At 44.1% G+C, this 10791-nt stretch carries 12 protein-coding genes; 1 reads left to right on the top strand and 11 read right to left on the bottom strand.

From position 1 onward, the window contains the following. Positions 1-120: 120 nt before the first annotated feature. From DKW60_RS18770 to DKW60_RS18720, 11 genes are all read right to left on the bottom strand, one after another. Complete coding sequence (locus tag DKW60_RS18770; RefSeq protein ID WP_109839202.1) at positions 121-591, bottom strand: methyltransferase family protein; 471 nt, start codon at positions 589-591, stop codon at positions 121-123. Positions 592-645: 54 nt separating this feature from the next. Beyond that, on the bottom strand, positions 646-2001 hold the full coding sequence (locus DKW60_RS18765) for a heavy metal sensor histidine kinase (RefSeq protein ID WP_109839201.1): 1356 nt from the start codon (positions 1999-2001) through the stop codon (positions 646-648). Then, a complete protein-coding gene (locus DKW60_RS18760; RefSeq protein WP_109839200.1) occupies positions 1998-2690 on the bottom strand; it encodes a heavy metal response regulator transcription factor in 693 nt (230 codons plus the stop codon). Before DKW60_RS18760 ends, DKW60_RS18765 begins: the two co-directional genes overlap by 4 nt. A gap of 114 nt (positions 2691-2804) precedes the next feature. Beyond that, positions 2805-3179 (bottom strand): DUF3316 domain-containing protein, encoded by a 375-nt coding sequence (locus DKW60_RS18755; RefSeq protein WP_181389791.1) that lies wholly within the window; start codon positions 3177-3179, stop codon positions 2805-2807. An 84-nt stretch (positions 3180-3263) separates the two neighbouring features. Continuing rightward, positions 3264-4343, bottom strand: a complete 1080-nt coding sequence (locus DKW60_RS18750; protein ID WP_146203526.1) for an acyltransferase family protein — start codon at positions 4341-4343, stop codon at positions 3264-3266. A 195-nt stretch (positions 4344-4538) separates the two neighbouring features. Then, entirely contained in the window at positions 4539-5069 is a 531-nt protein-coding gene (locus DKW60_RS18745; protein ID WP_109839203.1) for a cupredoxin domain-containing protein, read from the bottom strand. 229 nt (positions 5070-5298) lie between these two features. Beyond that, positions 5299-5640, bottom strand: coding sequence for a hypothetical protein (locus DKW60_RS18740; RefSeq protein WP_109839197.1), 342 nt, complete (start codon positions 5638-5640; stop codon positions 5299-5301). 4 nt (positions 5641-5644) lie between these two features. Continuing rightward, positions 5645-6925 carry a copper resistance CopC/CopD family protein gene (locus DKW60_RS18735; protein WP_181389790.1) on the bottom strand — a complete coding sequence of 427 codons (1281 nt, stop codon included), beginning with the start codon at positions 6923-6925 and terminating at the stop codon, positions 5645-5647. Between the two features lie 107 nt (positions 6926-7032). Continuing rightward, a complete protein-coding gene (locus tag DKW60_RS18730; RefSeq protein ID WP_109839195.1) occupies positions 7033-7539 on the bottom strand; it encodes a cupredoxin domain-containing protein in 507 nt (168 codons plus the stop codon). Between the two features lie 40 nt (positions 7540-7579). Continuing rightward, entirely contained in the window at positions 7580-8824 is a 1245-nt protein-coding gene (locus tag DKW60_RS24535) for a copper resistance protein B (protein ID WP_109839194.1), read from the bottom strand. Positions 8825-8839: 15 nt separating this feature from the next. Further along, on the bottom strand, positions 8840-10579 hold the full coding sequence (locus DKW60_RS18720) for a copper resistance system multicopper oxidase (protein ID WP_109839193.1): 1740 nt from the start codon (positions 10577-10579) through the stop codon (positions 8840-8842). Between DKW60_RS18720 and DKW60_RS24130 the strand changes: the two genes are divergently transcribed. Further along, positions 10554-10791, top strand: a 238-nt coding sequence (locus DKW60_RS24130) for a hypothetical protein (protein ID WP_219988834.1), incomplete at its 3' end; no start/stop codon positions are given. The two genes, DKW60_RS18720 and DKW60_RS24130, sit on opposite strands and share 26 nt — an antisense overlap.

The raw sequence follows: 10791 nt of genomic DNA, 5'->3' as shown, positions 1-10791 counted from the left end.
CCAGAATTGCTGTTTTTGAGTCAGTGTGTTGTTCATACTTGTCTCCGGTTAATAGAGAGACAGAATGACCGAATAGCGTAGTGGTTGGTAGATGTGGTTTACCTGACGCTTACTTTACAACTACAACCATCGACGTACGGTGGATTTATAGTCTAAGTATTTGTCACCAAACACAGCTTCAAGGTGTAACTCTTCTCGCTTAATCACCCATTTATTCATCACAATTAATACTGGAAGTACTAATATCAGAACCCAAACGCTATCAAAGACGAGACCTAGACCTAGGTAGAGAAGTGTTAATGAGACATAAGTTGGGTTTCTGGAAAACTGGAACGGCCCATCAGTGATTAGAACCTTAGCGCCTTTCCTAACATCGAAAGGAGTATCCATTTTTTTAAATCGAGCAAGAACCGGTGGCATAATCGGAATACTCAAAACGATGAATAGTGCACCAATGATCCGGCCCAGGCCGTCTAAATTAAATGGCAGAGGCGATAGATAGGAAAGCGCACAGGCAACCACTAGTGCCCCTAAATAAATAATAGGCGGTGGTATTGTTAACCCAGAGGCTGATCGTAGATTTGAGATCATATTGCTGATTGTAAAACCCTCTACTACGCTACAGGTCAAGCATCTTTTTAATGCTTAATGAAGATTTTGGAAGTTAATCCAAAACTCAGTAAAGCCGTCTGATGATTTAGCCGAGATAGTGCCACCATAGGCTTCAATAATAGACTGTGTGATGGCCAAGCCTAAGCCTGCCCCAACGCTATGTGTATGCTCTCTTGATTTATCAGCACGGTAAAAGCGATCAAAAATAAACGGTAGGGAGCCTTCCGGTATGGTATCGCCGTGGTTGGTCACACCAATCAATAGTTTGGTGTCTGATTGTTCAATGATGACCTTAATGATCGAGTTGTCTGATGCATGCCGGATGGCATTTGAGAGTAAGTTATTTATGGCTCGTTGGAACATTGACTCATCACAGAAAAACTCACCCTGTCCCTCCAGCTCAATACTGACGCCATTTTCTTCACCGGCAATCTCATGGTACTCAATGAGTCTTGAGATTTGCTCAGTTAGATTTAGCTGTTTGTTGTTTTGGTAAAGTAATGAGTTTTCAGATTTTGCTAAATACAAGGTGTCATTGATGGTTTTACTGAAGCGCTCTAACTCTTCTAAGTTTGACCCCAGTGCATCTTGGTACTCTTCCAGCTCTCTATTGTTTGATAATATGACCTCGGTTTGAGTCGTCATATTACTCAAAGGCGTTCTCAACTCATGGGCTATATCCGATGAAAAGTCACTGAGGCGCTGAAAGCCGTGATCGAGTCGATCGAGCATGGCATTTTGAACATTGCTTAGAGCTTCTAATTCAGCGGGTAGCTCTTTTGTCGGTATGCGAATATCCAGTCTTCCAGGACTGACCTTAGCAAGATAATACTCAAACTTTTTGAGTGGGCGTAACCCACGATTAACAATGAAGATACTATACAAGCCGGTTAGAAGGAGTGCTGCCAGAATAGACCAAAATATGACTAGATTAATCACTTTGAAAAAATCTATGTGGTGATTGATATTGATTCCCACCACAAGTGTTTTATCAATATCCCAAGCGAATGAAAATGCAAGATACCAGTTGTTTCCTTGTTGCCACTCCCAAGATTGCTTGGTGTTTTGAGTGGTTAGCAAAAAGTGTATCGCCTCTTTAGGCAGTATTATTTCAGCATTCTGAAAGCTGACTGCCTCTCCTTCAATCACCCACACTTTTAACGCACTAAGTTCAAATCCCTTCACATCCTCTGCACTAATATCACTATCAGGATAGGGCTGTTCTATTGCTGCGAATTTTTCAGTGATATGTTGATAATCCTGATCATAAAAATGCGTTTGAACCGTGTATTGAATGATTGCACCGACAATAACGTGTAGCACAATAGAAGTGCCAATAAACATCAGAATCAAATGTTTACGCATCGAAGATTTGCGGTTGAATATCATGATGTAACAGCTTCGAACCGATAGCCCATGCCTCGCACGGTGTGAATCAGGGCTTGATCATAGGGCTTATCTACTTTGCTACGAAGTCTTTTAACCGCTACGTCAATGACGTTAGTTTCACTATCAAAATTCATATCCCACACGAGCGATGCAATGGTAGACCGAGACAGCACTTGACCCGCTTTACGCATAAACAGCTCAAGTAATAAAAACTCTTTAGCCGTTAAAGCAATTAAATTGCCCTGTCGGCTTGCGGTGCGTTTTAACAGATTTAGTTCGAGGTCAGCTATTTTCAGCGTATTTAATTCAGCATCGGGTGTGGTGTTACTCGTTTGTTGTCGCAGTGCATTTTGAACTCTCGCGACTAATTCAGCAAAGGCAAACGGCTTAACTAAGTAATCATTGGCTCCTAACTCAAAGCCTTTTACCCGATCATCAACCTGATCTTTAGCGGTTAGCATGAGGACGGGGGTCAGGATATTGCTACTTCGCAATGTTTGAAGCACCTGCCAACCATTTAGCTTGGGTAACATAATATCCAGCACGATCAAGTCATAGTCTTGACTGGTTGCCTGGTACAAACCATCAACACCATCATGACTGAGATCAACCGTATAGCCCGATTCGGTCAGGCCTTTTTGTAAGTACTGCCCGGTTTTGATTTCATCTTCAATGACGAGTAATTTCATGGGGAGTGTTTTCCTTTTTCATTTATTGGAAAGTGGCCTGAATTAACCGATATAAAAGGGTCGTAATAACAATAGCTATCCATGACCCTTAGTCTTGCAGGTAATTCGTACGGTTTAATTATTATCGTTACGCTCTAAGTAGTGCAAGCCAACGTTGACTGAGCTGACGTAAGTCGTATTGCCACCAGTACTCATTCTTTCTTGTACTGTTATGTAGCCACCGTCTTTTAGGTGTAGTGTGTTTCCTTCGGCATTCGATGAAATCACATTAAGCATCAAGCCTAATTGTTGCGGCGAGCTTGCGTTAAGCTGAGCCAATTTGTTTAAACCTAGCTGATATGCGGCTTGCTTAGTAGGAGCAGCGCTCAAAACTATCGTATTGTTGACAACCCGATCGAAACCACCGCCTGACTGTATAGTACCGGCAACAGCATTCGCGCTAACTAAAATGATTGATGCTGCTATAACGATTGATTGAACTGTTTTCATTGTCTTTACCTTCATCTGTATATTGTTTAAGAGTGCTCATTATGCAATCTGCCAACTGACAACAATCTTTCACTACAATGACATTCATGACATGTCAGCTTTAGTCTTCACTATATTGCTCTCGATCTGGAATCGAAAAAAGCGACTCAGCCAAGGTTCCAGGTAATTCGCGATGATATATGCTGCTAATACAAGGACAATAATCGCTGGGTAGGGCGTCAAAAACGAATGTAACCAAGGCGCAGAGGCTTCTATTTTGATGATCATAGAAATCATGGCGTTATTATGAATTAAATACAGAGGGTAACTGATGGTGCCAAAGAATATCAGTAGCCTACTTTGCAGCATGTTTTGTAAAAAAGTGAGTTTAAAGCTCAAGATAAATAACGCGGATATTGCTAACGCACTCAGAGTAACCTCAAGGTTAAATCCCTCGGTTTCTACGCGAACACTCAGGGCACTGAATAAGATGAGCAGCAGTGTGGTAATCATCCATTTGCGATCGCCTGTTTGGTAATAGCGGTAACACGTCGAACCGGCAGCAAACCACCCAAAGTGTTTTAGGCTAAGTGCGTCGTTAATGTTTGCCAATAACTGTAGAGAGTGAAATTCAAGCTGAGTCGTTAAGCCATATGTGACCACCCACAGGGCAAATAAAAACACCAAAACAGGGGTCAAATATTTTTTGCCGAAAAGGTAATAGGTCAGACCTGCAATAACATAAAACTTGAACTCAATGTAGAGCGTCCAAAAAGCGACTTCTAACTGGGGAATGTCAATATTGAGTAGCTTTGGCCACCAGTTCATAAAAGTCAGCCCTGGTAGTGCACTCAGTAAGTTGGGGGGTATACCGTCTGGGCGTTCATGGAAGATCGCCAATGTTGCATAAATTAACACGGTGGCGATCAGCATCGCGGGAAAAAGCCTTAGCCAGCGCTTGTAAATGAATAGACTAAATGTCTCGGTTTTCTCCAGAGTGATTGATATAACAAAGCCAGACACTAGAAAAAATAGTTCAACGCCCAACCAGCCCAGTTTAAACACGGTTACATCAGCATAGGTGTTGCCGTAAGGAACTTGCGAAGGCCAGCCTGCATAAGCATGGAATAAAACAACGAGAATGATTGCGATTCCTCTTAAGCCATCTAGATGTAGAATTCGCATAGGTTGTGTCACCCAAAAAGTGCTTTTCTTAACGGTGTCCTCAAGCAATACCTTGCTCCAATGTCTGCCAGTGAATGATTAGATATCTTACTAACTGACAACCATTGCTTAGTTGATTAGAGGGTTTGATGGTTGTCAGTGCTACAGCAAGTAGCACTGACTGAGCATGCCTAACTTATAGACCTACTTAATCGTTTAATGAAGCTCCACTTCAGCCTTCATGCCCGCTTCAAAATGGCCTGGTACATTGCAGGCAAACTGTGCGGTTGCGTCACCTATGAACTGCCAAACTAGCTCTTTTGACTTACCTGGCTCTACGCTTACGGTGCTGCCGTCTTCATGCTTCATACCGGGCATTTTTTTCATCATATCTCTATGCGCCACTTGTTCTTCAATGCTGCCGATACCAAACTCATGAGGTATTTTTCCTTTGTTCATCACCACAAATTTGACGATATCACCTTCTTCAATATTCAGGGTGGAGAAATTAAATCTCATGGTATCCATCATGTGAACGGTAATGGTTTTATTGGCAACTGCGCCTTTTTCAGCAGGCATACCCACTGCACTCATTTTATGTCCCTCATGACCTTCCATGACGTGGCCGTCGCCGTGTCCATCACCATGCCCATCGTCCTTTGCCTCACCTTCCGCAGAAGCGAAGCTAGCGCCAGAGAAGCCAACGGTCAGTAGACTTGCCAATAACCATGTGTTAATTTTTTTCATTGATTTGATTCCATTTGTATTTTTGTGAAATTTAAAACTAAGGTTTGCTGCTTGTAAAACTGGTTGCATCGCCAGTTTTCAGGAGACTCTTAGTTCAGTAACGCGTTAATTATGCAATTAGCAAACTGACAGAACTCAGTCACTAAAATGACATTTCTGTCATTTTCAGATTTCTTACACAATTGATTCGCCAGACAAATTTGTAAGCAGAATCATTTTTTAACGGGTGCTAAAAAAGGCCGAGATAAGCAAGTTCATCCACGATGTATTCACCTTTAGTTTTCAGGCGTTTCAAACAGCTATTCTGAGCCTGCTCTAGGAGAACGGCATAAGCGATTTGGCACAGTTCAGTGCAGCAGTCCTCAGACTCATTACACTCGGTGTCATCATGGCAGACGTGAGCTTCACTGTTGTTATTCTCAGGTGATTTGTTGTGATGAGAGTTACCAGCGTGGTTTTCCAACATAGCGCTGTCAGCACCGTGCTCTATAAACTGAGGCACGGTGAACCCCGCGACGGCATTCGTCGTCAACGAGAGGAACATCAACAAAATGAGAGAATATTGCTTCACAGGTTTAGCCGTAAGCCGGGCCAGTAACGCTACTCATCACCGCAGTAACCACAAGTATTAAGACGCCGACCCACATCTCTATGGTAATCGAACGCTTAAGTATTGCTGTGGACTTTCCGTTACTCAATGCAGGAACATAAGCAAATTTATGCAATGCGGCGAGAGATAAAATAACTGCAACAGTGCCAATCTTGAGCAATAATAAATTTCCATGGCCTGTATTTACAAGGTTACTAAAGTTCCCTTCTAAGTGATAAGAAATAACAACACCTGCGACAACTAACAGGCCGACTAGGAACATTGCTTGCTTTCCAAACTCAACCATTAATGATTGAAGATTGGAAACACCCAAAACATCACAAGCCGAGCGTAATGGATACAAGGAGCCTATCCACCACATCGCTGCAACCACGTGCAGTGCAAGTGCAATGCGAACCCAGATAGGTGCTTCAGCGTTGTGACCTGTTAGAGTAAATGCGGCCGCAATCATGAAAACCCCAATCAGAGAGAGTGAGGCGAAGAGATCAGTCGCTGCTGGTTTTAACCACATCAAGAGCATCATCAAAACAACCAGGCCCCAACCGATCATCTGTAATTTATAGCTTTGGCCAACGCCAGAGCCCCAGAGAATGTCAGCATAGTCTGCATTGAACATCCCTGATATTCCTTCCTCAGCAAAGGATCCGACTTGTAGGAAAAAACTAATTGTCACTGCAATGAAACCGAGTAAACAACCCACAGGCAGGTAACGAATGAAAGGAATTTGGCGGTCCTTGTATCGCGATAGCGTAAACATAGCGGCTAAGCCGCCAACGGTCATGGCTAAGGCGATATAAATTAATAGTTTGTTTAAAACAATAGCAACAACCCAGCCAGAAATACGGTTGTCATTAACTTCTGCACCGTCATCAGTCACACTATCTGCCGCTGCATTAGCGCCTACGTACTTGAAACCAAACTTGCCTTTGATTTTGTGCCCATCAGCACCTGCGGAGACCCAATTGACCTTATAGGTTGATGTTTTTAAATCCGGAAGAGGAATACTAAAATGCTTAGTGGGTTCATCCGATATTGGAAGTTCTAGATTGACTAACTCACCATCCGCCGCTTTAAGCTCGAGTTGTATTAGTCGAACGGTACCTTTAAAGCTCAATTCAATCATTTCAGGAGCTTGCTTCATCACCGCACCATTTTTAGGGGATGATGATTGTATGCCGGTATGGGCTGAAGCCGTTGTACTAAGCAGCAGAAAACAGCTAACGATCAGTAAGTTAATTATTTTCATTATTTTATTCATTCATAGGTTAATAAAGATCGGTGTTATCAGGAGGATAATAACACCAACCAAACATGCCTAACTTAATAGACACGGCTTAACACGCATTGTTGTTTTTAATGAAGCTCAACTTCAGCGTGCATACCGGCTTCAAAGTGCCCCGGTACATTACAAGCAAATTGTGCTGTTGACTCACCCATGAACTGCCAAACTAACTCTTTAGTTTTTCCTGGCTCAACACTGACGGTACTGCCATCTTCGTGCTTCATGCCTGGCATCGCTTGCATCATTTTTCTATGGGCAACTTGCTCTTCAACACTGCCGATACCAAACTCATGCGGTATCTGGCCTTTGTTCATCACAACAAATTTGACGATATCGCCTTCCTCAATATCTAAATTAGAGAAGTTAAATTTCATCGTATCCATCATGTGAACGGTAATGGTTTTGTTAGCTTCTGCGCCTTTTTCTGCTGGCATACCCACCGCACTCATTTTGTGCCCTTCATGACCTTCCATGACATGGCCATCACTATGTGCATCATCATCTGTTGAAGCAAAACTAGCGCCAGAAAAACCTGCTGTGAGTAAACCTGCCAATAACCATGTGTTAATTTTTTTCATTACGTCGATCCTACTTTTAGTGTTTGTAAAATGCTAACGGTTAAAACCAAGCTTCAATGCCTAGTACCAATTGCGTATCAGAGATATCTCCGCCCTCTGCCCTTGTAAAATCAGCAGTATTGCCGAATTGCTTTGACCAGCGCACCCCGATATAAGGTGTGAACTCGCGCTTGATCTGATAACCAAGCCTTAAACCAACTTTTGCTTGTGACAAGCCAGATCCAACGCCAACTTCTGCATCGTCTTTACCGTAAAAGCTCAGATCTAGCTCGGGTGCTAACACGGCTTTTTGAGTTAACATTAGCTCGTATTCGGCGTTGAATCGGGCATTAGTTTGTCCGCCTTTACCCACTGCAAAGCTCGCGTCGATATCAAAAAAGTAAGGTGCGATACCTCTCATGCCGACAACGGCCCACTCACGACCGACCGGTTTAAAGTCTTTTCTTACACCAGCCTGTACATCCCAATAAGGCGATATACCGCGGCTGTAAAGCGCTTGAAGTTGCCCCTCCTCTAGTTTTCCACCACTCATTTCTAAGTCAGTTTTAATCCAAAGCTTGTGCAGGTCATAACCGAGCCAGGCATCTGCTTCGAGAGTGAGTGTGTTAGTACCTGCTTCATTTCTTCCTAGCTCTAATGCTTTGACCCTAGTCATGGTTAAAAATGGGTCATCAACCATGTGTAATGCACCAGGGTATGGAAGCGGAATATTGACTTCCATTGATCCATCACTGACGGGGATCTTTTTCTCCATTTTGGAATGATCCATTCCCGCCATCCCTGGCATTTTGGAATGATCCATCCCCTTCATCTTGGAATGATCCATCCCCTTCATCTTGGAATGATCCATCCCCTTCATCTTGGAATGATCCATCCCCTTCATCTTGGAATGATCCATGCCCTCCATATTGGAGTGATCCATGCCCTCCATATTGGAGTGATCCATGCCCTCCATTTTGGAGTGATCCATGCCCTCCATTTTGGAGTGATCCATGCCCTTCATTTTGGAGTGATCCATGCCCGGCATTTTAGAGTGATCCATCCCTTTCATCTTAGAATGATCCATCGCTGGCGCAGGCTTTTTGGCCATTTTTGCCATGCGTGCTTTAGCGGCTTTTATACGAGCGGCCTTAGCAATGACCGCAGGGTCAAGACAGGCTGCTACTTTGGCATTGCTAGCTTTTGTACAATCAACTTTTCCTTTATGTCCAGCAAAGGCTGTTGGCGCTAACACTAGACCGATACTGATGCTTAGCAAGGTTGTTACTAATGATTTGTTATTCATGATTAGTCCTTTAATTTACGCAACGATGACACGACGGAACATGCCTTTCATGTGGAACAATAAGTGGCAGTGGTACGCCCATTGCCCTTTTGCATCGGCAGTCACCAAATAGCTGATCTTGGCACCCGGCTGAACCACGATGGTGTGCTTACGAGGGAGATAGTTATCGTCTCCACTTTCAAGTTCACTCCACATACCGTGAAGGTGAACGGGGTGGTTCATCATCGTGTCGTTGATTAACGTGATGCGAACGCGTTCGCCATACCGTAGACCGATGGGTTTGGCATCGTTATATGCCACCCCATTGAATGACCACATGTAACGGCTCATATTGCCGGTCATGTGTAGTTCAATTTCTCGACTGGGTGGCCGTTTGTCCTCAGTCGGGTAATAGTTGCGCAGATCTCCGTAAGTCAAGACGCGTCGACCGTTATTGCGTAAACCTACTCCAGGGTCATCAAGGCGAACTTGTGGATTGGTCGCGACCATATCGACCTGCGGCCCCATCTTGATTTTCACACCGGATTCTGCAGGTTTCATATTGCTATGATCCATGCCTTCCATCCCTGCCATATTGCTGTGATCCATTCCCTTCATACCGGCCATGTCGCCGTGATCCATTCCCATATCAGTCATGGTTAACGTTGGCATTTCATCCAACGCAGGTACCGTGGCACGTTGATTTGCAACGCTGGTTAGCGTGCCTCGGGCATACCCCGAACGATCAATTGCTTGCGAGAAGATGGTATAAGCACCAGCCTTCGGCTCAACAATCACGTCGTAGGTTTCAGCAACACCAATACGAAACTCATCGATGCCTTTTACTGGACGTAGATCCTGCCCGTCACTGGAAACCACTTCCATCTTTAAGCCTGGAATTCGTACATCAAAGAAGGTCATGGCAGAACCATTGATAAAGCGCAAGCGAACGCGCTCACCCGGTTTGAACATGCCTTCCCAGCCGTCTCTGGGGGTTTTACCGTTGGTTAAAAAGCTGTAGGTACGACCGGTTACATCTGAAATGTCGCGATCACTCATTCGCATTTCATTCCACATCTTGCGGCCTTCAACAGCTTTTTCAAACCCTTTGGCAGCCGCCTCTTTTGTAAAGTCGCTGAGTACTCTTTCACGCGTGTTGTAATAGTGGCTGAGCTTTTTTAACTTGGCATAGATCTGCTCTGGACTTTCATCAGACCAGTCAGACAGCAAAATAATATGATCGCGATCGTACTGAACCACATCCTTTTCACGAGGATCGATAATGATCGATCCATACAAGCCGGTTGCCTCTTGAAACCCTGAATGGCTGTGGTACCAGTAAGTGCCACTTTGTACCGCATCAAATTGGTAAGTGAAGGTCTCACCAGGTTTGATACCTGCAAAACTTAAGCCTGGAACACCGTCCATATTGCTAGGCAATATAAGCCCATGCCAGTGGATTGAAGAAGTGACCCTCATTTTATTGGTCACGCGAATCGTAATACGTTCGCCTTCTTTCATGCGCAGGGTAGGTCCAGGCAAAGAGCCATTGATCGTGGTCGCCATACGGCGCTGGCCGGTGAGGTTTACCGGTGTTTCTGTCAACGTCAGGTCAAAGGTGTTCCCTTTGAGCATAGGCGCATCCATCACCGTAGGGGCAGCAAATAATTCGCTAGGTGCTAATCCAGCGACCAAGCCTGTCATGCCAAGGCCTTTCACAAACTGACGACGTGCGACATCGGTCACGCCCGTGGAGTTTTTAAATAACTTATTCATTGTAATTCCTGTAAATCTTGTTTTTTATTTTGGTTTCTTAATCGAAGTGAGCTTCAGCGCATTAAAACGGCAGATGCAGTTTATGCGAAAAATAGCCCTAAATCAATTAGAGAGGGGTGGCAGCCAGGGCAATCGCTTGAAACCACCCAAGGAAATTAGGCATAAAGGAAGCTTTTCGGAGTCCCGCTATGTCCAAGTCCCTGAACAAGCTT

This window comes from Leucothrix pacifica (genome assembly GCF_003172875.1).
GTDB classification, from domain to species: Bacteria; Pseudomonadota; Gammaproteobacteria; order Thiotrichales; family Thiotrichaceae; genus Leucothrix; species Leucothrix pacifica.
Note: the sequence above shows the minus strand (reverse complement) of the source record. Positions and strands in the feature narration are given on the sequence as shown.

Coding starts and splice junctions, on each gene's coding strand:
- DKW60_RS18770 (WP_109839202.1), bottom strand. CDS start 591: ATGATCTCAAATCTACGATCAGCCTCTGGGTTAACAATACCACCGCCT.
- DKW60_RS18765 (WP_109839201.1), bottom strand. CDS start 2,001: ATGATATTCAACCGCAAATCTTCGATGCGTAAACATTTGATTCTGATG.
- DKW60_RS18760 (WP_109839200.1), bottom strand. CDS start 2,690: ATGAAATTACTCGTCATTGAAGATGAAATCAAAACCGGGCAGTACTTA.
- DKW60_RS18755 (WP_181389791.1), bottom strand. CDS start 3,179: ATGAAAACAGTTCAATCAATCGTTATAGCAGCATCAATCATTTTAGTT.
- DKW60_RS18750 (WP_146203526.1), bottom strand. CDS start 4,343: ATGCGAATTCTACATCTAGATGGCTTAAGAGGAATCGCAATCATTCTC.
- DKW60_RS18745 (WP_109839203.1), bottom strand. CDS start 5,069: ATGAAAAAAATTAACACATGGTTATTGGCAAGTCTACTGACCGTTGGC.
- DKW60_RS18735 (WP_181389790.1), bottom strand. CDS start 6,925: ATGAAAATAATTAACTTACTGATCGTTAGCTGTTTTCTGCTGCTTAGT.
- DKW60_RS18730 (WP_109839195.1), bottom strand. CDS start 7,539: ATGAAAAAAATTAACACATGGTTATTGGCAGGTTTACTCACAGCAGGT.
- DKW60_RS24535 (WP_109839194.1), bottom strand. CDS start 8,824: ATGAATAACAAATCATTAGTAACAACCTTGCTAAGCATCAGTATCGGT.
- DKW60_RS18720 (WP_109839193.1), bottom strand. CDS start 10,579: ATGAATAAGTTATTTAAAAACTCCACGGGCGTGACCGATGTCGCACGT.